Raw genomic sequence first — 23,708 nt, 5'->3', positions numbered from 1 at the left:
CGCGAACCTGATCTCCAACGTCCCGCACAACCTCACCGAGTCGGGCCGGACGATCGCGACGATCATCAGGCACGCGGTGGACTGCGGCTTCGCCGAGGTCGAGGTGAGCCGGGAGGCCGAGGACGCCTGGGTGGCGCTCCTGCTGAAGGGCCCGGGCCGGATGACCGGGGCGCCGGACTGCACCCCGGGCTACTACAACAACGAGGGCCAGGACCCGGGGCGGCGCGCGCTGCTCAACGTCGGCCTCCCCGCGGGCCCCACGGCCTTCTTCGCCCACATCGACCGGTGGCGCACGGCCGGCACCTTCGAGGGCCTCGAGTTCCGGTGACGCGCGCCAGACTGCCCCACCGTTCGCCGCACGATGTCACGAGCAGTCGAACAACGTCGACAAGCCGCTGATCAGGCCGCTAGAATAGAACTTATGTTCGAGCAGTCGGTCGTCGAGTCCGCGTTGGACGAGGACTGGCCGGCGTCGTTGGATCACTTCGGTGAACCAGCCGACGACTGGGGCGACCCGGGCGAGACTCCGTTCGCGCAACTGCTGGAGTCGCTGCCCGCGGATCTGCTGGACCTGCCGGCGCCGACCGAGGACGGCGGTCCCGAATGGGAACCCGGGATGGACTCCGGGGCGGTGGCCGACTACACGGTCGCGCGGATGCGGCCGTCGGGGTTGCTCGCCCTCGACCTGGACTCGTCCACCGCCGACCCGGCCGTGATGTCCGACGCCGGCCTGATCGATGCGATTATCGGCTGGGAACGGGTCGCTGCCTGGGCGCAGGCCCGGCAGGCCCGACTGCTGGCGGAGTTCGCCCGGCGCCGCCCGGGCGACGCGCGCGACCTCTCGATGGCGGACAGGGCGTCCGGGCTGAGCCGGTACGCCCCGGACGAGGTCGGGCTCGCCCTGCACCTGTCCCGCGGCACCGCGAAGGCTCGGGTGTGCGAGTCGGTGCGGCTCGACGCCGAACTGGTCGCCGCCCGGCAGGTGTGGGAGGACGGCCTGATCGACGAGCGCAAGATCCGCGCCCTCTGCGACGCCACCCTCTACCTGAAGCCCGAACAGGCCACGGCCGTGCAGGACCGGGTACTCGACCGCGCCCCGAAACAGACCCTGGCCCAGTTCCGGGCCGCGTTGGCCCGCGCGGTGATCGCGGTCGACCCGGAGGGTGCGAACGACCGGCATCGGCAGGCCCGCAAGGACCGGCGGGTCGTGGTCGGCGACGAGAAGGACGGCATGGCCGCGCTGTGGGCGATGCTCTCCGCCCCGGACGCGCACTCGGCCTACCAGTGGCTCACCCGGCTCGCCCGGGGCCTCGGCAGCGACGATGGACGCGGGATGGACGCCCGCCGCGCCGACCTGCTGGTCGCCCTGCTCACCGGCCAGATCACCTACGCCGCCACTGGCAGCACCGACACAGACAGCACCGACACCGGCAGCACCGACACCGGCGCGGATGGCGCCAGCACTGCCGCCGACGGTGCCGACAGCACCGACCCGGCCGAGACCGGCACCACGGTGTGGTCCGGGCCGGCGCCACGGCCCGTCAACCCCGGCAAACCCTTGATCCAGATCGTCATGCCGCACACGACCCTGCTCGGGCGCGACGACCAGCCCTGCGAACTCGTCGGCTACGGGCCCATTCCCGCAGCGCTGGCCCGCGAGATCGCCGCCGACGCCGTCTGGCACCGCCTGGTCACCGACCCGCTGTCCCTGGCGCTGCTCGACTACGGACGCAAGACCTACACACCCCCGGCCGCACTGGCCGACTTCGTCCGCGCCCGCGACGTCACCTGCCGACACCCGATCTGCCGCCGTCGAGCCCTCGACAGCGAACTCGATCACATCGTCCCGTTCCCGAACGGCCCCACCGCCGAACCGAACCTCATGGACGGCTGCGTCCACCACCACAAGAACAAGCACGCCGCCGGCTGGCAGGTCATCGCCCACAACGACGGCCGGATCGAATGGATCACGCCGACCGGACACAGCTATGTCAGCGAGCCCTTCGACTACCGTCCCGAACCATCCCCCCACCCGCACGACGGGGGGCATCGACACAAGCGGCCCCGGCAGCCCGCCCGCGCATCGATCCATGGGCGGCGCCCGGGCACGATGACTCCGTCGGAACCCACGATCACCCGCCACCGTTCTGAACCGGCCGCGGGTGATCGAGTTCGGGCATCTCCACGTCCGCACCGACACGCCGGGCCCTCAGCCGCGCGGCCGGCGCGCCGTCACCGCGTCGAGCAGTTCGTGCAGGCGCAGGGCCAACTGCACCTCGAGCGCCGTTCGGGTTCCCGCCAGATCGGCCCCATCAGCGCGGTGATCCGCTCCAGTCGCCGGGTAGAGCGTGTTGCGCCCGCCGGATCGATCACGACGACCGTCGTGGCCGCGTCGAGGTCGATGCGTCGTCGGTCCGCGATCACGGGAGGGATCTCCCTCGGCTCCCGACGGGTGCAGGTGGTTCCCTGGAGGAGGCGGCGGGGCCACCACGGCGAGGAGGATGTCGATGACGACCAGCACGGGCACCGTCTGCACGAGCGACGGCGTGGTCCTGCACGTGACCGACGAGGGCGCGGGCCCGCCCGGGGTCCTCGTGGCCGGTGACGGCGCCCCGGCCGCGAGCCGGGCCTTCCACTGCAAGGACCTGCACGACGCCCTGACCGGGCTCGGGCTCCACGAGGTGGTGCTGGTCGGCAGCTCCGGGCACGCGGCCAACTCCGACCAGGTCGAGGCGTTCAACAGCGCGCTCCTCGACTTCCTGGGTGAGCTGTGAGCGCGCCCGTCGACCGCGACGTCCTCGCAGAGATCGCCGCCCACGTTCCCGAGCAGCGAATCCTCCGCGACCCCGACGTCGTCTCCTCCCTGAGCCACGACGAGGCGGAGTGGGCGCCCGTCGGTGCCGCGCTCGCCGTCGTCCGGGTGACCTCGGCCGAGGAGACGCGGGAGGTCGTGGCGGCGTGCCACCGGCACGGCGTCCCGGTCGTCGCCCGCGGTGCGGGAACCGGGCTCTCCGGGGGCGCCAACGCCGTCGACGGCGGGATCGTCCTCGCGATGGACCGCATGAGCCGGATCGTCGAGATCGACCCCGTCGAGCGGCTCGCCGTCGTCGAGCCGGGAGTGGTCAACGACGATCTGCGTGCAGCCGCCGCGGCGCAGGGGCTGTGGTATCCGCCCGACCCCGCGAGCTCCCCCTGGTCGACGATCGGCGGCAACGTCGCCACGAACGCAGGCGGGCTCTGCTGCGTCAAGTACGGCGTGACCCGGGACTACGTCCTCGGGTTGCAGATGGCGACCGGCACCGGCGAGCTGGTCCGACTGGGCCGGCGGACCGCGAAGGGCGTGGCGGGCTACGACCTCGCCGGACTGGTCGTCGGATCCGAGGGGACGCTCGGCGTCGTCACCGAGGTCACGGTACGGCTGCGCCCGCTGCCCCCGCCCGCCATCACCGTGGTCGGGTACTTCGCGTCGGTCATCGACGCCGGCCGTGCCGTGGCCGCGAGCGCGGCGGCGGGCCTGACCCCGGCCGCGTTGGAGCTGGTCGACCGGCACTGCCTGCGCGCCGTCGACGCCTGGAAGAACATGGGGCTCTCGGTCGACGCCGACGTGGTGCTGCTCGCCCGCCTCGACGAACCGGGCCCGGCCGGGGAACAGGCGGCCGAGCGGATGCTCGCGTGCTTCGAGGGCGCAACCTGGGCGGCGCGGTCGACCGACGAGGCCGAGGCCGAGGCCCTGTTCGCGGCCCGCCGGCTCGCCTATCCAGCCCTGGAGCGGCTCGGCCCGGTGCTCACGGAGGACGTCTGCGTGCCGACCGCGCGGGTCCCGGAGATGCTCGCCCGCATCGAGGCGACTGCGGAGCGGCACCGCACCACGATCGCCAACATCGCGCACGCCGGCGACGGCAACCTGCACCCGCTGCTGATCACCGAACCCGGCGACGACGCCGCCCGGGTCCGCGCCCAGGCCGCGTTCGACGACATCGTCGCCGACGCGCTCGCGCTCGACGGCACCGTCACCGGCGAGCACGGCATCGGGCTCCTCAAGCGGGGCGGCCTCGTGGCCGAGCTCGAACCCGCGGTCCTCGACCTGCACCGGGCCGTCAAGCGCGCACTCGACCCGGCGGGGATCCTCAACCCCGGCAAGGTCATCGGAGGAGCTCCCGCCGCGGGCGTCCCCGGCTGATCACGCCGGTCCGGACCGCCCCGGCACCGCGTGTGGCTCGCTCGCCCTACGGCGTTTCCTCGTCACGAGCCGTTCCCCCGTCCGCGCTCGACGGTTCGGACAACAAGCCCAACGAGACCATCCACCGGGCTTGCGTGCGCTTTGTGAAGGAGAGCACACTGGCTTGATCTCCCACCACGGAGTTGATAATGGCACTGTCCGCTCCCGGGGACGTCCGACCCGTCGCCGAGATCTTCGCCCGCCGAACGGCGCCCGGGCGCGCACTCGCCCAGGACGCCGCACGAGTCGCCGCCGCCTGCCACGCCATGGCCGCCCGCCTGCACCGCGGTGGCAAGCTCCTCGTCTTCGGCATGGGCGCGGCGGCCACCGACGCCCAGCACGTCGCTGTGGAGTTCGTGCACCTGGTGATCGTCGGCAAGCGGGCGTTCCCGGCGCTGTCGCTCACCAACGACGTCTCCACCGTCACCGGCCTCATGGGCGACGAGGGTCCGCACGAGGTCTTCGCGCACCAGATCGGCCACCTGGCCCGGCCGGACGACATCGCGCTGGGCGTGTCCGACGACGATCGCTGCCCCGCGGTCCTGCGCGGCCTCGAGGTGGCCGCGTCGCGGGGGCTGCTGACGGTCGCGCTGGTCGGTGGCACCGGGGCGCTCGAGGGCCCCATCGCCACCAGCCCCGCCGTCGACCACGTGGTGCCCGCCCGCAGCGACGACCCACGGATCGTCAAGGAGCTGCAGGTCACCACCTACCACGTCCTGTGGGAGCTGGTGCACGTGTTCTTCGAGCAGCCCGGAGTGCTCGGTCCGGGCGTCGTGCGATGAGCGAGCTTGCGAGCGAATCATCAGCACAGCGCCCGCGCGAAGCGCCGGCCGAGCCTCGGCGAGGCCGAGCGATGAGCGAGCTTGCGAGCGAATCATCAGCACAGCGCCCGCGCGAAGCGCCGGCCGAGCCCCGGCGAGGCCGAGCGATGAGCAGTCCGCCGGAATGCCATGGGGACACCTGCATCACGTGCTCGGACGAAGCGCTGCCGTTCGTCGTCGTGCGGCTGCTCGACCACGACCTCGCGCTCGTCGACACCGGCGGCGGGGCCGAGGAGATCAGCATCGCGCTGGTCGAAGCGGACGTCGGCGACACGGTGCTGGTGCATGCGAAGGAAGCGATCGCCGTACTGACCCGATGAGCGGCCCGCACCGGAGAGGGGAGGACGAGATGGCCGGACCGGATCCGGGGATGCAGGCCCTCTACCCCTTCCTGTATGCCGAGACCTCCGACCTCGACGCGGTGCTGGAGCAGGCCCGCCGCTCCACCGAGGCCAAGGTCGAGGAGATCGTGCTGCTGCGGGAGCAGGTCGCCGAGCGCGACGGCGAGCGGCTGGTGGCCTGCGCACGGGCGATGGCCCATTCGTTCGACGCCGGTGGCCAGCTGTTGGCCTTCGGCAACGGCGGCAGCAGCACCGACTCGCGCAGGACCTCGCCGGTATGTTCCTGCACCCGGGCGGCGGCGCACGCGCGCTGCCCGCGCTGTCGCTGACCGCCGACATCGCCGTCGTCACCGCGCTGTCCAACGACGTCGGCTTCGACGTGGTGTTCGCCCGCCAGATCGCGGCGTTCGGCCGGGCCGGCGACATCGCCGTCGGGCTGTCCACGAGCGGCAACTCCGCGAACCTGATCCGAGCCTTCGAGGAGGCGTCCCGGCGCGGGATGGTCACGATCGGCCTGGCCGGCTACGACGGCGGCAAGATGGCCGAGACCGACACAATCGACCACCTCTTCGTGGTCCCGTCGGCATCGGTGCACCGCATCCAGGAGGCGCAGACCTCCGTCTACCACGTGCTGTGGGAACTCGTGCAGCACGAGCTCGGAGATCCGAAACGGGCCAGAGTGTCCAGCGCGGGGCGCTGACCGCCGAACGACAGTCGCCCCGCTGCGTGGACCGGAGGCAGTTCCGGCGGGTTCCGCCGCACGTCCTTTCCTGCGCCGATCTCCCGGTCGGCCAGCTCATCGTCCCCACGTATCGCCGAAGGCGGGTGTGCCATGACGGCACCGGAGACACCGGCAGCCCACACGGACGCAACACAGCCCGAACAGGAGGAGCCGGTCGTCCACATCCTCTGGACCAACGGCGGGTTGAGCTGCGACGGCGACTCCGTCGCGCTGACCGCCGCGACCCAGCCGAGCATCGAGGACATCGTGCTCGGCGCACTGCCGGGCCTTCCGAAGATCGCCGTGCACTGGCCGCTGATCGACTTCGAGTGCGGCCCGGAGCAGGGCGCTGACACGTTCATCGAGTGGTTCCACAAGGCCGACCGCGGCGAGCTCGAGCCGTTCGTGCTGGTCGTCGAGGGCTCCATCCCCAACGAGGCCATCAAGAAGGAGGGCTACTGGTGCGGGTTCGGCAACAACCCCGCCACCGGGCAGCCCATGACCACCAGCGAATGGCTGGACCGGCTGGCCCCGAAGGCCACCGCCGTGCTGGCGGTCGGCACGTGTGCCACGTACGGCGGCATCCACGCGATGGCCGGCAACCCGACCGGCGCGATGGGCGTGCGTGACTACCTCGGCTGGGACTGGAAGTCCAAGGCCGGCCTGCCGATCGTGAACGTCCCGGGCTGCCCGATCACACCCGACAACCTCTCCGAGACCATCCTCTACCTGCTCTACCAGGTGGCCGGGCAGGCCCCGATGATCCCGCTCGACGAGGCGGGCCGCCCGCAGTGGCTGTTCGGCAAGACCGTGCACGAGGGCTGCGACCGCGCCGGCTACTACGAGCAGGGCGAGTTCGCCACCGAGTACGGCTCCCGCTGTGCCTGGTGAAGCTGGGCTGCTGGGGCCCCGTCGTGAAGTGCAACGTCCCGAAGCGGGGCTGGATGAACGGCATCGGGGGTTTCCCGAACGTGGGCGGCATCTGCATCGGCTGCACGATGCCGGGCTTCCCCGACAAGTTCATGCCGTTCATGGACGAGCCGCCGGGCGCCAAGGTCTCGACGGCCGCGAGCGGGATGTACGGCAGCGTGATCCGGACGCTGCGCAAGACGACGATGAAGACGGCGGACGCCGAACCGAAGTGGCGCAAGCGGGGCCGGAGCCTGACCACGGGCTACAAGCCCGGCTGGTGAGCAGAGAGGCGTGACGAGAGCGATGACGACAACGGCGAGGCCGAGCACCGAGAACGAGCACGACCTGTCCCCCAACCTCACCGAGATGGCCTGGGATCCCATCACCCGGATCGTGGGCAGCCTCGGGATCTACACGAAGATCGACTTTGCGGCCAAGAAGGTGGCCGAGTGCTACAGCACCTCGTCGATCTTCCGCGGCTACTCGATCTTCATGAAGGGCAAGGACCCCCGCGACGCGCACTTCATCACCAGCCGGATCTGCGGCATCTGCGGTGACAACCACGCGACCTGTTCGGTCTACAACCAGAACATGGCCTACGGCGTGCGCCCGCCGCACATCGCCGAGTGGATGATCAACCTCGGCGAAGCCGCCGAGTACATGTTCGACCACAACATCTTCCAGGAGAACCTGGTCGGGGTGGACTACTGCGAGAAGATGGTCGCCGAGACCAACCCCGGTGTCCTGGATCTCGCCAACCGCACGGAGGCGCCGCACGCCGACGAGCACGGCTACAAGACCATCGGCGACATCATGCGGTCGCTCAACCCGCTCGAGGGCGAGTTCTACCGCGAGGCGCTGCAGGTCAGCCGCTACACCCGCGAGATGTTCTGCCTGATGGAGGGGCGCCACGTGCACCCCTCCACGCTGTACCCGGGCGGGATCGGCGCGGTGGCCACGATCCAGCTGTTCATGGACTACCTCACGCGGCTGATGAAGTACGTGGAGTTCATGAAGCGGGTCGTGCCTATGCACGACGACCTGTTCGACTTCTTCTACGAGGCCCTGCCCGGGTACGAGATGGTCGGGTACCGCCGCACGCTCCTGGGCTGCTGGGGCAGCCTGAACCACCCGGAGTACTGCGACTTCACCTACGAGAACATGGCCGACTGGGGCCGCAAGATGTTCGTGACGCCCGGCGTGGTGGTGGACGGGAAGCTCATCACCACCAACCTGGTGGACATCAACCTGGGCATCCGGATCCTGCTCGGCTCCTCGTTCTACGAGGACTGGGAGGGCAAGGAGACCTTCGTCAGCCACGACCCCCTCGGCAACCCGGTGGACTCCCGGCACCCGTGGAACCAGCACACGATCCCCCGGCCGCAGAAGCGCGACTTCGACGACAAGTACAGCTGGGTGATGTCGCCACGCTGGTTCGACGGGAAGGACCACCTGCCACTGGACACGGGTGGTGGGCCGATCGCCCGGCTGTGGACCACGGCGCTGGCCGGCCTCGTCGACCACGACTACATCAAGGCCACGGGACACAGCGTGGTGATCAACCTGCCGCGCACCGCTGAAGCCCGAGAAGAGCTTCGAGTGGAAGATCCCGCAGTGGTCCAACGCGCTCGAGCGCAACCGGGCCCGGACCTACTTCCAGGCGTATGCGGCGGCGTCGGCGCTGTACTTCGTGGAGCAGGCTCTGGTGGAGCTGCGCGCGGGCAACACCAAGACCTGGGAGAGCTTCACGGTGCCCAAGGACGCGGTGAGCTGCGGGTTCACCGAGGCCGTCCGCGGCGTGCTCTCGCACCACATGGTGATCCGGAACGGCAAGATCGCCAAACTACCACCCCTACCCGCCGACGCCGTGGAACGGCAGCGTCCGCGACTCCTACGGCACGCCCGGTCCGTACGAGGACGCCGTCCAGAACACACCGATCTTCGAGGAGAACTCGCCGGACAACTTCAAGGGCATCGACATCATGCGCGCGTTGCGCAGCTTCGACCCCTGCCTGCCCTGCGGCGTGCACATGTACGTCGGCGGCGGGAACACGGTCAAACGGATGCACCCGCCGACCATGATGAACAACGGGATCTGACGGCATGCCCGGCGCAGGGCCTCCCGGGAGCCCGAACCCCCGGGAGGCCGGGGCCCGCATCGAGCAGCTGCTCGAGGAGTTCCGCTCGGCGGCGCCGCCCGAGGTGACCGACCGCGCGGAGGAGCTGGTGGCGTTGCTCGTCGAGCTCTACGGCGCGGGCCTGGAACGCATCGTCGGGCTCCTCGCAGAGGAGCCCGACGGGGAGGACGTGCTGCGGCGGCTCGCGGGCGACGACCTCGTCGCCGGCCTGCTGGTGCTGCACGACCTCCATCCCGACGACACCGAGACGCGGGTGCTCGCCGCGCTGGACCAGGTGCGGCCCTACCTCGGCTCGCACGCCGGCGGCGTCGAGTACCTCGGCATCGACGACGACGCCGCGCACGGGATCACGGTGCGGCTGCGCCTGCAGGGCAGCTGCGACGGCTGCCCGTCGTCGCTGGTCACCGTGAAGATGGCGATCGAGGGGGCCATCGAGGCGGCGGCGCCGGAGGTCGCCCGGGTGGAGGTCGAGGGCGTCACCGCGGAGCAGCCCGGCCCGCACCGGTCCGCAGCTCCTCGAGCTGGCACCACCGCCCCCGCGCCCGGACGGCGAGTGGTCGGCGCTGGGCGCCCCGCTCGTGCTCGACGACGGGGAGTCGACCTCCATCGTGCTCGAGGGCACCGGGATCGCGCTGTGCCGCGTCGCCGGGCGGCTCTACGCCTACCTCGACCGGTGCCCGCGCTGCGCGTCCGGCATCGGCGGGGCGGGCGTGGCGGACGGCTCGCTCGGCTGCCCCGGCTGCGGGGAGCGCTTCGACGTGCGGCTCGCCGGCCGCGGCAGCGAGGAGGGGCTGCACCTGGACCCGCTCCCGCTGCTCGGCGACGCGGACGCGGTGCGGATCGCGGTGTCCAGCGGGGCCGTGCGATGAACACCGGGCTGCGGAGGTTCGTCCCGTCCGCTCGGGAGCGGCGACGGTCGCGCGCTCCGGACGCCACCGCGACCCCGGATCAGGTCGCGCAGGCTCCGCGCGCCCCGGTGGCCCAGCGGTGCGAGCTGTGCGGCACTCCGTGCGGTCCGGAGGGCACGGTCGCGAGCCCGGGCCACGGGCACGTGGTGGACCTGGAGCACCGGTCGATCCGCTGCGTCTGCCGCCCCTGCTACCTGCTGTTCACGCAGCGCGGGGCCGCGGGCGGGCGCTATCAGGCGGTGCCGGAACGGTTCGTGCACGTCCCCTCCCCCGAGCTGACCCCGGTGCGGTGGGACGCGGTGCAGATCCCGGTCCGCATCGCGTTCCTGTTCCGCAGCTCCGGCACGGCGGAGGACGCGGACGCCGAGGAGTGGGTGGCCTTCTACCCGAGCCCGGCCGGGGCCACCCAGTCGCTGCTCGAGCTCGACAGCTGGGGCGACGTGGTGGCCGCGAACCCGGTGTTCGTCACGGCGGAGCCGGACGTCGAGGCGGTGCTCGTGCAGCGCACCGGGGACGGCTTCGAGGCGTTCGTCGTCCCGATCACCGCCTGCTACGAGCTGGTGGCGCGGGTGCGGATGCACTGGCAGGGCTTCGACGGCGGGGAGGAAGCCCACGCCCAGATCGCCGGGTTCTTCGCGGCCCTGCGGGAGCGGTCGGAGCCCGCCGATGAGTGAGCTGGCGATCACTTGTGTCGACGTGCGACCCGATCTGTACGCGGCCGCACCGACGATGGTGTTCCGGCTGCGGGTGACCGAGTCCACCGGCGTCCGGGTGCACGCGATCGCACTGCGCTGCCAGATCCGCATCGAACCCGCCCGGCGCCGCTACGACGCCGGCGAGGCCGAGCGGCTGCTGGAGCTGTTCGGCGAGACCCCGCAGTGGGGCGACAGCCTCAAGCCGATGCAGTTCGCCTCCGTCGGGGTGATGGTGGCGAGCTTCGCCGGGCAGACCGAGGTCGACGTGCCGGTGGCGTACACGTACGACTTCGAGGTCGGCACGGCGAAGTACTTCCACGGCCTGGCCGGTGGCGAGATCCCGATGCTGCTGCTGTTCAGCGGCACCGCCTTCCGCCGCACCGACGATGGTGGGTTCGAGGTCGAGCAGGTGCCCTGGAGCCTCGAGGCCCGCTACCGGGTGCCGGTGACGGTGTGGCGGGACCTCATGGACCGCTTCTTCCCGAACAGCGGCTGGATCCGGCTGCGCAGCGACACGATCGACGCGCTGCAGCGATACAAGGCCGGCAAGGCGCTGCCCACGTGGGAGGACGCCTTCGCGGCGCTGCTCAAGCAGGCCGGGGAGTACCCACCATGACCGCCGACGCGACCCCGACCGCCACCGGGCCCGGCCTCTTCGACCCCGCCCTGCGGGTGGCCGACGCGGTGCTGTTCGAGGGCTACCTGCTCTACCCGTACCGCGCGCCCGCCGCGAAGAACCAGGTGCGCTGGCAGTTCGAGGTGCTCATGCCGCCGAGCTGGACCGACGGCGGGGAACCTTCGGCGCACCAGACCGAGTGCCTGCTCGAGCCCGACGGCGACGGCGCGGTGCTGCACCTGCGGGTGCGGTTCCTGCACGTGCAGACGAAGAGCCTCGAGCGCGCCGACGGGGGGCCGGCTTCACCCCGGTGCCCGAGCTGACGGTCGACGGCGAGCGCCTGTTCGGATGGGACGAGGCCGTGGAGACCGAGTTCGACACCGCCGTTGCGGTGGCCGAGCTGGTCGGGCAGGAGCGCGCCGTGCCGTTCCGGATCGCGGCGGAACGACTGGAGGAGCCCCTTCGCGACGCGTCCGGGACGACGGTCGGCCGGATCGTGCGGGAGCGGCGGCAGCTCGACGGCGTGCTGCACCTGTCCCCCCGGCCCCTCCCGGGTCCCTACGTGCTGCGGGTGCACGCCCGGGTGGAGAACGCGTCGGCCGAGCCGGTCGGGTCGCGGGAGGAGGCGCTGCGCCGCGCGCTGGTGGCGGCGCACACCGTGCTGGCGGTGACCGGCGGCGAGTTCCTCTCGCTGCTGGAGCCCCCGGAGTGGGCCAGGCCGATCGTGGCGGGGTGCGAGAACGTCGGCGTCTGGCCCGTGCTGGTCGGCGACCGGGATCGGCGCGACGTCCTGCTCGCCTCCCCGATCATCCTCTACGACCACCCGGAGATCGCGCCGGAGAGCCCGGGCGAGCTCTTCGACGGGCTGGAGAACGACGAGATCCTCTCGCTGCGCACGATGGTGCTCACCGACGAGGAGAAGCGCGAGGCCAGGGCCACCGACCCGCGCGCCGCGGCGATCATCGACCGGGTCGACGGCATGCCCCAGGAGGTGCTGGACCGGCTGCACGGCGCGATCCGGTACCTGCCCGGCGTCGCCCCGCACCCGCGGTCCGCCACGACATCGGGGGCGGGGTCGGACGACCCGGCCGAGCTGGCACCGTGGTGGGACCCGGGCTCGGACGCGTCGGTGTCCCCGGAGACCGACTCGGTGATCGTGGCCGGCGTGCCGGTCGCCCGCGGCAGCCGGGTCGTGCTCCGGCCCCGGGGCAACCGGACCGACGCCCAGGACATGTTCCTCGACGGCAGCGTCGCCACCGTCGCGGCCGTGCTGTGCAACGTCGACGACGAGTGGCACCTCGCCGTCACACCGGACGACGACCCGGACGCGGCCGAGGTGATGCTCGCCCACGGCCGCTACCTCTACTTCTCCCCCGACGAGGTCGAGCCGGTGGAGGTGGGACCGTGCCGATGATCGTCGCGGGCGTGGGCAACGTCTTCCTCGGGGACGACGGCTTCGGCGTCGAGGTGGTGCGCCGCCTGGCGCAGGAGCCGCAGCCCGACGGCGTGCAGGTCGCCGACTTCGGCATCCGCGGCCTGCACCTGGCCTACGAGCTGCTCGAGGGCTACGACAGCACGATCCTGGTGGACGCCACCCCCCGCGGTGGCACGCCGGGCGAGGTCTACGTCGTGGAGGTCGGCGCCGAGCACGTTCCCCCGGTGCCCTCCTCGGACGAGCTCGTCGAGCGGGGCGCCGTCCTCGACGCGCACGCCATGGCACCCGCGGAGGTGCTCGCGCTGCTGGAGATGCTGGGGGGCACGCCGGGACGGGTGCTGGTCCTGGGCTGCGAGCCCGCCGTGGTGGAGGAGCGCATGGGGCTGTCCGAGCCCGTCGCCGCTGCGGTGGACGTCGCGCTCGGCGAGCTGCGCCGCCTGATCGGCGAGGAGCTCACCTCCCACCCCGCCGCCACCGTTCGGGAAGGGAGGTGAAGAACGTGCGCAAGCTGGTCGTGTTGGCACTGATGGGTGCCGTCGCCGTGGCAGTGGCCAAGACCCTCCCGGACATCAACCGTTACCGCAGGATCCGCGATATGTGAGGGACGCACCCGCGGAAGAGCTGTCCGTCCTCGCAGGAACCGAGTCGGAAGAAGGTGGCGGCATGTGCCTCGGGATACCGGGAGAAGTCGTCGAGATCCACGTCGATCGGGCCGACCTGGCCACGGTGGACGTCAGCGGCGTGAAGCGCGCGATCAACATCGGCCTGCTCGAGGACGGCGAGGTCGGCCCTGGTGACTGGGTGCTGATCCACGTCGGCTTCGCCATGTCGAAGATCGACGAGGCGGAGGCGAAGGCCGCGCTGGACTTCCTGGAGAGCATCGGGCAGGCCTACGAGGACGAGATGGCCGCCCTGCTCGAATCGCAGATCGAGTAGGAGGGCGTCGGGATGCGTTTCGTCGACGAGTTCCGGGACGCGGCCAAGGCACGGGCGCTGGCCGCGCAGATCGCCGCCCTGTGCGAACCCGGCCGCCACTACAAGTTCATGGAGGTGTGCGGCGGGCACACGCACACCATCGACAAGCACGGGCTGGAGGACTACCTGCCCGAGACGGTCACGCTCGTGCACGGCCCCGGCTGCCCGGTGTTCGTGATCCCGATGGGCCGGGTGGACGCGGCATCGCCATCGCCGAGCGACCCGACGTCATCATGACCACGTTCGGCGACATGATGCGGGTGCCTGGCTCGCGGGGGTCGTTCCTCGACTCGAACGCCGCGGGCGCCGACATCCGGATGGTCTACTCGCCGCTGGACTCGCTCAAGATCGCCCGGCAGAACCCGGACAAGCGGGTGGTGTTCATGGCGATCGGGTTCGAGACCACGGCCCCGTCCACCGCCATGACGGTGCTGCGGGCGGCCGCCGAGGGGATCGAGAACTTCTCGATCTTCTGCAACCACGTCACGATCATCCCCGCCATCAAGGCGATCCTCGACTCGCCGGACCTGCGGCTGGACGGGTTCGTCGGACCGGGGCACGTCTCCACGGTGATCGGCTGCCGACCGTACGAGTTCATCGCCCGCGACCACGGGAAGCCGCTGGTGTGCGCGGGCTTCGAGCCGCTGGACATCCTGCAGTCGGTGTACCAGCTGCTGCTCCAGCTCGCCCAGGGCCGGTGCGAGGTGGAGAACCAGTACAGCCGGGTGGTGCCGTGGGAGGGCAACCTCAAGGCGCTGCGGGCCATCGGCGAGACGATGGAGCTGCGGCCGTACTTCGAGTGGCGCGGGCTGGCCTTCATCTCGCACTCGGCGCTGCAGGTGCGGCCGGCGTACAGCGCGTTCGACGCCGAACGGATCTTCGACGTGCCCGGCGTCCGGGTGGCCGACCCGAAGGCCTGCCAGTGCGGCGAGGTGCTCAAGGGCGTGCTCAAGCCCTGGGAGTGCAAGGTCTTCGGCACCGCCTGCACGCCGGAGACGCCGATCGGCACCTGCATGGTGTCGTCGGAGGGCGCGTGCGCCGCGTACTACAACTTCGGCCGGTTCAGCCGCGAACGGGTGCGCCGAGCGACGGCCCTCCCGACGCCGTCGGTGCGGGCGACGGGCCGATGACCGGGCAGATCACCGGCGCGCAGGCGGGCCGGGAGCAGCAGGTCCTGGACCGGATCGACAAGGCGCGCCGGCGCAAGGCGAAGATCCGTGAGGAGCGGATCACGATGGCGCACGGGGCGGGCGGCAAGGCCACGCACACCCTGATCGAGGCGCTGTTCCTCGACGCGTTCCGCAACCCGGTCCTCGAGCGGCTGGAGGACCAGGCCGTCTTCCCCGCCGCGGGCGGCCGCCTCGCGCTCACCACCGACTCCTACGTCGTCTCGCCGCTGTTCTTCCCCGGGGGTGACATCGGTGAGCTCGCGGTGAACGGCACCGTCAACGACCTCGCGATGTCCGGGGCGCGGCCGTTGCACCTGTCCGCGGGGTTCATCCTCGAGGAGGGCTTCCCGGTGGCGGACCTGCAGCGGATCGTCGCGTCGATGGCCGCGGCCGCCAAGGCGGCAGGGGTCACCATCGTCACCGGGGACACCAAAGTGGTGCAGCGGGGCAAGGCCGACGGCTGCTACATCAACACCGCCGGTGTCGGCGTGCTGGAGCGCGACGTCACGCTCGGCGCGGACCAGGCGCGCCTCGGGGACGCCGTGCTGGTGTCCGGCCCGATCGGCGACCACGGCGTGACGATCATGCTGGCCCGCGGGGAGCTCGATATCAGCTCCGACATCACCTCCGACACCGCACCGCTGGCCGGCCTGGTCGACGCCCTGCTGACGGGCACCGACGGCGTCCGCTGCCTGCGCGACGCCACCCGCGGCGGGGTGGCCACGATCCTCAACGAGGCCGCCGCGGCGTCCGAGGTGGCGGTCGTGGTGGACGAGGCCGCCGTCCCGATGCGGGCCGAGGTCCGCGGCGCGTCGGAGATCCTGGGCATCGACCCGCTCTACGTGGCGTGCGAAGGCCGGATGGTCGTCGTCGTGGACGGGACGCGGGCCGAGGCCGCGCTGGCCGCGCTGCAGGCGCACCCGCTGGGTGCCGGCGCGGCGATCATCGGGGAGGTCAAGGCCGACCCCCCGACCCTGGTGCTGCTGCGCACCGAGTTCGGCGGCACCCGCATCGTCGACATGTTGATCGGCGACCCACTGCCCCGTATCTGCTAGCCGGAATCCGTCAGGAGGACGCGATGAGCATCCCAGGCCCCCCGCAACAGGAAGCGCAGGGCGTGACTCCTCCCTATGAGAAGGAGGAGCCGGCGATCCAGGAGAACCCGATCAGCAGGTCGTCGGGCGACTCCGCGGAGACGCCGCCCGAGAACGAGGTCTCCAGCACCGGCAACCCGGGCCGGGTGGTGTCCGACGAGGAGCGGGACGGCATGGGCGACACCGACATGGCGCCCGAACCCGCGCTCGGCGTCGGCGAGCACCTGACCACGGCGGGCGAGGACCGGTCCGGGCAGGACGCCGGCGAGGAGGGCCGCAAGGGCGAGTCGGGCCGTCCGCACGGCAAGGAGCCGGACGAAAGCGGGATCTCGCAGCAGCCCGACGAGACCGACAGCCCGGTGGCGGGCGAGCCGGGCGACCAGGGCGGCTGACCGGCACCACGCACGCCCGGTACGGCAGCAAGGTGGGGATGCAGCAAGGTGGCAATACTGTCACTGGACAGCAGCATTGCCACCTTGCTGCCATTCCCTCACGCGTGCGTCGCGGCGGCGATCGCTGCCTGGCCCAGGCTGATGCCGCCGTCGTTGGTGGGCACCCGGGAGTGCACCAGCACCGCGAAGCCGGCGGCCTCCAGGGCGTCGACCGCGCTCGTGAGCAGCAGCACGTTCTGCCACACCCCGCCGGACAGTGCGACCGTGGTGGTCCCGGTGACCTCCCGGGCGCGCCGGCACCCCGCGACGACGGCTGCGGTGAGCCCGTTGTGGAACCGGGCGGCGACGGTCCCGGTGGCCACGCCCGCGACGACGTCGTCGGCGACACCGCGGACGAGGTCGGAGCCCAGTACGCGGAACGGGTCCTCGCCCACCAGGCGTGCTGGGTAGCTCCCGCGGTGGGCGCGGTCGGCCCGCTGCTCCAGCTCCACGGCCGCCTGGCCCTCGTAGTTCACCGCGTCCCGCACACCGAGGATCGCCGACGCGGCGTCGAAGAGCCGGCCCGCGCTCGACGTCAGCGGCGAGTTCAGGCCGCTGCGCGCCATGGCGGCGACCGGCGCCCACCGCTCGCTGTTGCGCCGGGCCACGTCGAGGCCGTCGGGCAGCCCCTCGGGGTACGCCGCGCCGAGGTAGGCCGCCGCCATCCGCCAGGGCTGCCGGATCGCGGCGGCCCCGCCCGGCATCGGCACCGGGTCCAGGTGCCCGAGGCGCCGGTGGCCGACGAGGTCGGCGAGCAGGAATTCCCCGCCCCAGATCGTGCCGTCGGTGCCGTATCCCAGGCCGTCGAGCGCCACACCGATCACGGGCCCGGTCACGCCGTTGTCGGCCAGGCAGGACGCGACGTGCGCGTGGTGGTGCTGGACCCCCACCAGCTCCACGCCGTCGAGCTCGCGGGCGTACTTCGTGGACAGGTAGTCGGGGTGCAGGTCGTGCGCCACGACCTCGGGGACGATGTCGAACAGCCGCCGGAAGTGCGCGATCCCCTCGGTGAACGACCGGTAGGTCTCGTAGTTCTCCAGGTCGCCGATGTGGTGGGAGACGAAGGCGTGGCGGTCGCGCGCCAGGCAGAAGGTGTTCTTCAGCTCCGCCCCGCAGGCGAGCACGGGGCGGTGCGCCGGCGACGGCAACGGCAGCGGATGCGGCACGTACCCGCGGGAGCGGCGCAGCGGGTACTCCCGGCCCCGGAAGAGGCGGACCACCGAGTCGTCGGTGCGGGTGTGGATCGGCCGGTCGTGGGTGAGCGTCGCGTCGACGATCCCGCCGAGCCGCGCGGCCGCGTCGGTGTCGGTGTAGGCGATCGGCTCGTCGGAGACGTTGCCGCTGGTGAGGACGAACGGGCGGCCGAGCGCGGCGGCGAGCAGGGTGTGCAGCGGCGTGTATGGCAGCACCAGGCCGAGTGAGGCGTTGCCGGGGGCCACCGCCTGCGCCACCGCGGCGTCCGCGCGCCGGGGCAGCAGGACGATGGGGCGGCGCGCGCTCGTCAGCACGGACTCCGCGGCCGCGTCCACCGCGCAGAGCCGACGGGCCGCGTCGAGGTCGGGCACCATCACCGCGAACGGCTTGTCCTCCCGGTGCTTGCGGGCACGCAGCGCCGCCACCGCCCCCTCGCAGGTGGCGTCGGCCGCGACGTGGAACCCGCCGAGCCCCTTGACGGCGAGCACCGCCCCCGAGGTGAGGAGCGCGGCCGCGCCGGCGACCGGGTCACCGTCGCGCGGGCCGCCGTCGGCGTCGAGCAGCCGCAGCGCGGGCCCGCACGCGGGGCAGCAGATGGGCTGCGCGTGGAACCGGCGGTCGGCCGGGTCGGAGTACTCCGCCGCGCAGGCGGCGCACATCGGGAAGCCGGCCATCGTGGTGGCCGGGCGGTCGTAGGGGACGTCGGTGACGATCGTGAACCGGGGCCCGCAGTGGGTGCAGCTGAGGAACGGGTGCCCGTGGCGCCGGTCGTCCGGGTCGGCGAGCTCGGCGAGGCAGGCGGCGCAGGTGGCGGTGTCCGGGGAGACGAGGGTGTGCCTCGCCGGGCCGGCCCGGCTGGCCACGATGGTGAAGGCCCGGTCGCCCCGCGGGGTGCACTCCTCGGCGGTGACCCGCTCGATCACGGCCAGCGGCGGGGCGTCCCGCCGCAGTGCGTGCTGGAACTCCCCGACCGCCGCCGCGTCGCCCTCCACCTCGACGAACACGCCCTCGGAGTCGTTGCCGACCAGCCCGCCGAGGTCCAGGCGCATGGCCAGGGAGTGGGCGAACGGACGGAACCCGACGCCCTGCACCACCCCCTCGACGCGGATCCGGGCCCGGACGACGGTCATGGCGGGACGCCCGTCATCGCAGGTCACGCTGCGCGCGCAGCCACGCGTACCAGGCGTCCAGCCCGTCGCCGCGGGTCGCCGAGAGCTGCAACACCTCCAGGTCGGGGTTCACCTGCATCGCGTAGTCGACGCACCGCGCCACGTCGAAGTCGACGTAGGGCAGCAGGTCGACCTTGTTGAGGACGAGCACCCCGCCGGCCCGGAACATGTGCGGGTACTTCAGCGGCTTGTCGGCACCCTCGGTCACGGACATGATCACGACCTTGGCGCGCTCCCCCAGGTCGAACAGCGCCGGGCACACCAGGTTGCCGACGTTCTCGATCATGACGACGGAGCGGTCGACCGGCTGCAGCACCCGCAGCCCGCGCTCGAGCATCTCGGCGTCCAGGTGGCACCCGCTGCCGGTGTTGATCTGCACGGCCGGGCATCCGGTGCCCTCGATCCGCGCCGCGTCGAGCAGCGCAAGTCGTTCTTGGCGAGGATGTCCTGCTCGAGCGTGATCACGCGCGAGGGTGCGGGGTCGTGGTCGTGGTCGTGGTCGTGTTCGTGGTGATGGTGCTCGCCGTCCACCCGGGTCCCGGCGCCGGAGCACCCGCAGGTCGCGCACACGTCAGTCCCCGATCTCGAGCTGTTTGATCTTCAGCTGCCGACCGCCCGTGATCTCGAGGTTCGCGCTGCCGCACGGGCACAGGGCGATCTCGTCGGGCAGTTCGATCTCGTCCCCGCAGTCCCGGCAGCGGGCGCGTCCCGGCGTGTCGACGATGTCGAGCCGCGCGCCTTCACAGGGGGTGCCGTGGGCGCACAGCTCGAAGCAGAAGCGGACCGAGTCGGGCACGACGCCGGACAACCGGCCGATCTCCAACGTCAGGGAGCGCACCGGCGTGCTGCCCACGTGTTCGGACACGGCGGCGATCACGCTCTCGGTGATGGACAGCTCGTGCATGGCAGGCACCGTCCTCGCTGACCCACCCATCAACGCACCCGGCGGGCACCCTGTCAACGATCAGCAACTGACAGCGGACGGGCGACCGAGCGCTACCGGGAGCGCGACCCGAGCGCGCTCGGCATCGTGATGCCGTACTCCCGGACCTTCCGGTAGATCGTTGCGCGCGAGGTGCCGAGCAGGCGTGCGGCCTCGGCCTTGTTGCCGTCGGTGTCGAGCAGGGCGTCGACGATGGCGTCGCACTCGATCGCCTCGAGCGGTGTGAGCACCCGGCGGGTGCCGGCCCGGCAGTCCGGCGGCAGGTCCCGCACCTCGATGACGCCGGACCGCCGCTTGCTCACGACCTTGCGCAGCACGGCGTAGAGCTGCTCGACGTTGCCGGGCCAGCGGTTGTGCATGAGCAGGCGCATCGCCTCGGGCGAGCACGTCAGCTCCGAGCCGCGGGTCAGGCGGGCCAGCAGGTGCGCCACCAGCTCGGCGACGTCCTCGACGTGGTGGCGCAGCGGCGGCACCTCCACGGTGCGCGGGAAGGACGACAGCAGCCGGTCGAGGCGGTCGTCGATGTCGCGGACGCCGCGGGTCAGGGTCGCGACCACCCAGGGGCGGTCGGGAGCGGTGGACTCGCGGTGCGGCTCGAGCACGTCGGCCAGCGCCTGTATCCCCTCCGGCGGGAGCCGCTCGACGTGCTGCAGGACGAGCGAGCCGCCCCCGGCGTCGAGCTCCTCGGCGACCTCGGTGATCCACCGTGGTCCGTAGCCGTCGGCGTCGAGGACCCGCAGGTGCGCGGCGGGCGCGAGGCTCTGGTGGGTGGCGCGGGCGAGGGTCGTCTTGCCGCAGCCGGGCTCGCCCTCGAGGACGAGCCACTCCCGGGTGCGGAAGTGCCGGTCGACGGCTTGGCAGCTCTTGGTCCACAGGGCCCCCGACCCCACCGCCGCGGAAAGGGCACGTCGCTGCGGGGCCGGGGCCGGCGGCAGGCTGCGCGCGCCGACCAGCTGCACGTGCAGGACGCCACCGGTGATCGCGCCGTCCCGGAAGCTCGGCCGGCACTGCACGCGGGCGGTGAGGCCGCTCGGCAGGTCCACCATGAGCTGGTAGCGGCGACCGGAGCTCAGCGCCTCGGCCGCTTGGGCGAGCAGCGGAGCCTGATCGGCCGGGTCGAGCACGGCCCGCGCCCGGTCGTTCATCATCAGCAAGTCGTCGCTGAGTGCGAACACCGCTCCCCGGTTGCGCCGGCACGCGGCCAGGTAGTCGTGCATCAGGGCAACCTCACGCCTGCCGGACTGCTCGAGCAGCGTCTCCTCGACGCGGCGGGCGATGATCGACGCCGCGGTGCTCAACGTCATGCCCGCGTCGCGCCGCCAGCAGGTGAGGTCGATGACGCCGAGCACCGTGCCGCGCACCGGGTGCCGGATCGGGACACCGGCGCACGCCAGGTCCTCGAGGTGCTCGACGTAGTGCTCGTGGCCGAAGACCTGGGCGGGGCCCCCGCCCTCGAGCGCGGTGCCGATGCCGTTGGTGCCGACGGCCGACTCCGCGTAGCTGAATCCCGGCGCCAGGCTGACCCGGTCGAGGTGCTGGTCGAGCGCCGAGTCACCGGTGCAGCGCAGGAGCACCACGCCGTCGGCGTCGCACAGGATCAGGCTCACCGGCTCGGTGGCGAACTGGTCGGCGACGTCGTGCACGACCGGTCGGGCGGCGCGCACGAGCAGCGTGTCCTCGTCGAGGTCGCACTCGTAGGGCAGCTCGATGTGATCGGTGGGCACGCTCCACAGCCGGGACCTGGTCCAGGACGCCAGGATCGGTTCCCGGACGCTTCCCGGCGCCACCGGCTCGTCGACCAGGAACGCCGTGCGGGCCTGCGCGACCTCGGCCGAGCCCGCGTGGACCGGCAGCGATCCGCCGGCCTGCCGCTCGTCGCCGCGGCCTGCCGGGCTCGTCCATCGGTGTCCGGACTCGGTCAACGACCTGCCTCCTCGGGACGTCCTCGGTCCGCGGCGGCGCGCACGGCCCCGCAGCTCCGAGAATAGATGCAGACGGGCCGCGCACTATCTCATATTGAGACCACCGGGCATCTGCCGGAGCGGTGTGATCCGGGACACGAGGCGAGCGACGCTCGGGCCCGTCCTGTGCCGTCCGCCTCGGGTCCACTCCGGAGCCCGCGACGCCCGCGTCCGTCCCGGCTCCCGGATGCGGGCGACGACGGCACTCCACCGGGGCTCGCCCCGTCCACCACCACCGTGAGGAGACGACGTGAGTCGGCAGAGTCTGGCGAAGGCTCACCAGAAGATCCAGGAGCTGGCCTGGGAGCCGCAGTACCACGAGCCGTACATGAAGTACGGCACCGACTACACCTTCCGGAAGGCCGCCAAGAAGGACCCGCTCAAGCAGGTGCTGCGGTCGTACTTCCCGATGCAGGAGGAGAAGGACCACCGCGTCTACGGGGCCCAGGACGGCGCCATCCGCGGGAACATGTTCCGCCAGGTCCAGGAGCGCTGGCTGGAATGGCAGAAGCTGTTCCTGTCGATCATCCCGCTGCCCGAGATCTCCGCGGCGCGCTCGATGCCGATGCTGTTCCACGTGGTGCCCAACCCGGAGCTGCACAACGGGCAGGCCATCCAGATGATCGACGAGGTCCGGCACTCGACGATCCAGCAGAACCTCAAGCGCCTGTACATGAACAACTACATCGACCCGGCGGGCTTCAACAACAGCCTGCGCAACTTCCAGAGCGACTACTGCGGCACCATCGGCCGTCAGTTCGCCGAGGGGTTCATCACCGGGGACGCGATCACCGCGGCGAGCGTCTACCTCACCATCGTGGCCGAGACCGCGTTCACGAACACGCTGTTCGTGGCCATGCCGGCCGAGGCCGCGGCCAACGGCGACTACCTGCTGCCCACCGTGTTCCACTCGGTGCAGTCCGACGAGTCGCGGCACATCTCCAACGGCTACGCCACGCTGCTGATGGCGCTGTCGGACGAGGACAACCGCCAGCTGCTCGAGCGCGACCTGCGCTACGCGTGGTGGAACAACCACCGCGTGGTGGACGCCGCGATCGGCACCTTCATCGAGTACGGCACGAAGGACCGGCGCAAGGACCGCGAGTCCTACGCCGAGATGTGGCGCCGCTGGATCTACGACGACTACTACCGGTCCTACCTTGTGCCGCTGGAGAAGTACGGCCTGGTGATCCCGCACGACCTGATCGAGGAGTCCTGGAAGCAGATCTGGGAGAAGGGCTACGTCCACGAGGTCGCGCAGTTCTTCGCCACCGGTTGGCTCGCCAACTACTGGCGCATCGACGCGATGACCGACGAGGACTTCGAGTGGTTCGAGTACAAGTACCCGGGCTGGTACGACAAGTACGGGAAGTGGTGGGAGAACTACGGCCGGCTGGCCACGCCCAACGGCCACAACCCGATCGTCTTCGAGGACGTGGACTACGTCTACCCGAACCGCTGCTGGACCTGCATGGTCCCGTGCCTGGTGCGCGAGGACATGGTCACGGCCGAGGTCGACGGCGTGCACCGCACCTACTGCCACGCGATGTGCCGGTGGACCGACGTCGAGGCGTTCCGGCCGGTGTACCAGGGCCGCGAGACCCCGAACATGGGCCGGCTGGTGGGCCACCGGGAGTGGGAGACGCTCTACCACGGGTGGAACTGGGCCGACGTCGTGTCCGACATGGGCTTCGTGCGCGACGACGGCAGGACGATGACCGCGCAGCCGCACCTGGACCTGGACCCGAAGAAGATGTGGACGCTCGACCACCTGCGGCGGTGCCCGCCGTTGCAGAGCCCGGACGTCCTGTTCAACGAGCTGAGCGACGCCGACCGCGCCGCCTTCGTGGAGAACTACCGCAAGCAGGGCCCCGCCGGGCGCCCCGCACCCGCTGACGCCTGAGCGCGGGCCAGGCGAAGGGGGAGGTCCCGCCCGGTCGGGCAGGCCCTCCCCCTGCCCGGCCCT

General features: G+C 71.8%; 19 protein-coding genes and 4 pseudogenes. 19 read left to right on the top strand and 4 right to left on the bottom strand.

The window, feature by feature from the left end:
• The first annotated feature begins 361 nt into the window (after nucleotides 1-361).
• From KME75_RS07650 to KME75_RS07570, 18 genes and pseudogenes are all read left to right on the top strand, one after another.
• Entirely contained in the window at nucleotides 362-2,605 is a 2,244-nt protein-coding gene (locus KME75_RS07650) for an HNH endonuclease signature motif containing protein (RefSeq protein WP_219413826.1), read from the top strand.
• Nucleotides 2,559-2,774 carry a hypothetical protein gene (locus tag KME75_RS07645; RefSeq protein WP_219413825.1) on the top strand — a complete coding sequence of 72 codons (216 nt, stop codon included), beginning with the start codon at nucleotides 2,559-2,561 and terminating at the stop codon, nucleotides 2,772-2,774. Before KME75_RS07650 ends, KME75_RS07645 begins: the two co-directional genes overlap by 47 nt.
• Nucleotides 2,771-4,180 carry an FAD-binding oxidoreductase gene (locus tag KME75_RS07640; RefSeq protein ID WP_219413824.1) on the top strand — a complete coding sequence of 470 codons (1,410 nt, stop codon included), beginning with the start codon at nucleotides 2,771-2,773 and terminating at the stop codon, nucleotides 4,178-4,180. Before KME75_RS07645 ends, KME75_RS07640 begins: the two co-directional genes overlap by 4 nt.
• Before the next feature lie 188 nt (nucleotides 4,181-4,368).
• Nucleotides 4,369-5,001 carry a D-sedoheptulose-7-phosphate isomerase gene (locus KME75_RS07635; protein WP_219413823.1) on the top strand — a complete coding sequence of 211 codons (633 nt, stop codon included), beginning with the start codon at nucleotides 4,369-4,371 and terminating at the stop codon, nucleotides 4,999-5,001.
• A gap of 146 nt (nucleotides 5,002-5,147) precedes the next feature.
• Nucleotides 5,148-5,360 (top strand): HypC/HybG/HupF family hydrogenase formation chaperone, encoded by a 213-nt coding sequence (locus KME75_RS07630; RefSeq protein ID WP_219413822.1) that lies wholly within the window; start codon nucleotides 5,148-5,150, stop codon nucleotides 5,358-5,360.
• Between the two features lie 29 nt (nucleotides 5,361-5,389).
• Nucleotides 5,390-6,081: pseudogene (locus KME75_RS07625) on the top strand (D-sedoheptulose-7-phosphate isomerase).
• 132 nt (nucleotides 6,082-6,213) lie between these two features.
• A pseudogene (locus tag KME75_RS07620) lies at nucleotides 6,214-7,295 on the top strand (NADH-quinone oxidoreductase subunit B family protein).
• Nucleotides 7,296-7,317: 22 nt separating this feature from the next.
• Nucleotides 7,318-9,113: pseudogene (locus KME75_RS07615) on the top strand (nickel-dependent hydrogenase large subunit).
• Between the two features lie 4 nt (nucleotides 9,114-9,117).
• On the top strand, nucleotides 9,118-10,734 hold the full coding sequence (locus tag KME75_RS42800) for a DUF5947 family protein (RefSeq protein ID WP_246631675.1): 1,617 nt from the start codon (nucleotides 9,118-9,120) through the stop codon (nucleotides 10,732-10,734).
• Entirely contained in the window at nucleotides 10,727-11,371 is a 645-nt protein-coding gene (locus KME75_RS07600; protein ID WP_219413821.1) for a DUF6084 family protein, read from the top strand. Before KME75_RS42800 ends, KME75_RS07600 begins: the two co-directional genes overlap by 8 nt.
• Nucleotides 11,368-11,694 (top strand): hypothetical protein, encoded by a 327-nt coding sequence (locus KME75_RS42795; RefSeq protein ID WP_246631674.1) that lies wholly within the window; start codon nucleotides 11,368-11,370, stop codon nucleotides 11,692-11,694. The genes KME75_RS07600 and KME75_RS42795 overlap by 4 nt, the downstream gene beginning before the upstream one ends.
• Nucleotides 11,682-12,785 carry a hypothetical protein gene (locus tag KME75_RS07595; protein WP_308282630.1) on the top strand — a complete coding sequence of 368 codons (1,104 nt, stop codon included), beginning with the start codon at nucleotides 11,682-11,684 and terminating at the stop codon, nucleotides 12,783-12,785. Before KME75_RS42795 ends, KME75_RS07595 begins: the two co-directional genes overlap by 13 nt.
• Complete coding sequence (locus KME75_RS07590) at nucleotides 12,782-13,300, top strand: hydrogenase maturation protease (RefSeq protein ID WP_219413847.1); 519 nt, start codon at nucleotides 12,782-12,784, stop codon at nucleotides 13,298-13,300. Before KME75_RS07595 ends, KME75_RS07590 begins: the two co-directional genes overlap by 4 nt.
• Nucleotides 13,301-13,305: 5 nt before the next feature.
• Nucleotides 13,306-13,407 carry a DUF6893 family small protein gene (locus KME75_RS46625; RefSeq protein ID WP_372452573.1) on the top strand — a complete coding sequence of 34 codons (102 nt, stop codon included), beginning with the start codon at nucleotides 13,306-13,308 and terminating at the stop codon, nucleotides 13,405-13,407.
• A 62-nt stretch (nucleotides 13,408-13,469) separates the two neighbouring features.
• On the top strand, nucleotides 13,470-13,742 hold the full coding sequence (locus KME75_RS07585; protein WP_219413820.1) for a HypC/HybG/HupF family hydrogenase formation chaperone: 273 nt from the start codon (nucleotides 13,470-13,472) through the stop codon (nucleotides 13,740-13,742).
• A 12-nt stretch (nucleotides 13,743-13,754) separates the two neighbouring features.
• Nucleotides 13,755-14,911: pseudogene (gene hypD / locus KME75_RS07580) on the top strand (hydrogenase formation protein HypD).
• Nucleotides 14,908-16,005 (top strand): hydrogenase expression/formation protein HypE, encoded by a 1,098-nt coding sequence (hypE, locus tag KME75_RS07575; RefSeq protein ID WP_219413819.1) that lies wholly within the window; start codon nucleotides 14,908-14,910, stop codon nucleotides 16,003-16,005. Before hypD ends, hypE begins: the two are co-directional and overlap by 4 nt.
• A gap of 62 nt (nucleotides 16,006-16,067) precedes the next feature.
• The gene (locus KME75_RS07570; protein WP_219413818.1) at nucleotides 16,068-16,436 is read left to right on the top strand and encodes a hypothetical protein; all 369 of its coding nucleotides are present in this window, start codon (nucleotides 16,068-16,070) and stop codon (nucleotides 16,434-16,436) included.
• A 98-nt stretch (nucleotides 16,437-16,534) separates the two neighbouring features.
• On the opposite strand, the gene hypF is transcribed toward KME75_RS07570, so the two are convergent.
• The 4 genes from hypF to KME75_RS07550 all read right to left on the bottom strand — a co-directional run bounded on the left by hypF (nucleotide 16,535) and on the right by KME75_RS07550 (nucleotide 21,703).
• On the bottom strand, nucleotides 16,535-18,799 hold the full coding sequence (hypF, locus tag KME75_RS07565) for a carbamoyltransferase HypF (RefSeq protein ID WP_219413817.1): 2,265 nt from the start codon (nucleotides 18,797-18,799) through the stop codon (nucleotides 16,535-16,537).
• 13 nt (nucleotides 18,800-18,812) lie between these two features.
• A complete protein-coding gene (gene hypB / locus KME75_RS07560; RefSeq protein WP_308282628.1) occupies nucleotides 18,813-19,217 on the bottom strand; it encodes a hydrogenase nickel incorporation protein HypB in 405 nt (134 codons plus the stop codon).
• 192 nt (nucleotides 19,218-19,409) lie between these two features.
• Nucleotides 19,410-19,742, bottom strand: coding sequence for a hydrogenase maturation nickel metallochaperone HypA (gene hypA, locus KME75_RS07555; protein WP_219413815.1), 333 nt, complete (start codon nucleotides 19,740-19,742; stop codon nucleotides 19,410-19,412).
• A gap of 92 nt (nucleotides 19,743-19,834) precedes the next feature.
• Nucleotides 19,835-21,703 (bottom strand): sigma-54-dependent Fis family transcriptional regulator, encoded by a 1,869-nt coding sequence (locus KME75_RS07550; RefSeq protein WP_308282627.1) that lies wholly within the window; start codon nucleotides 21,701-21,703, stop codon nucleotides 19,835-19,837.
• Between the two features lie 304 nt (nucleotides 21,704-22,007).
• Here KME75_RS07550 and KME75_RS07545 point away from each other — a divergent pair, with 304 nt between their 5' ends.
• Nucleotides 22,008-23,645: a ferritin family protein gene (locus tag KME75_RS07545; protein ID WP_219413845.1), complete on the top strand. Its 1,638-nt coding sequence runs from the start codon at nucleotides 22,008-22,010 to the stop codon at nucleotides 23,643-23,645.
• Nucleotides 23,646-23,708: the final 63 nt, after the last annotated feature.

Origin of the sequence: Pseudonocardia nigra (assembly GCF_019396355.1) — a bacterium.
Classification (GTDB): domain Bacteria; phylum Actinomycetota; class Actinomycetes; order Mycobacteriales; family Pseudonocardiaceae; genus Pseudonocardia; species Pseudonocardia nigra.
The sequence above is the reverse complement of the archived record's forward strand: the minus strand, read 5'-3'. Positions and strand labels throughout refer to the sequence as shown.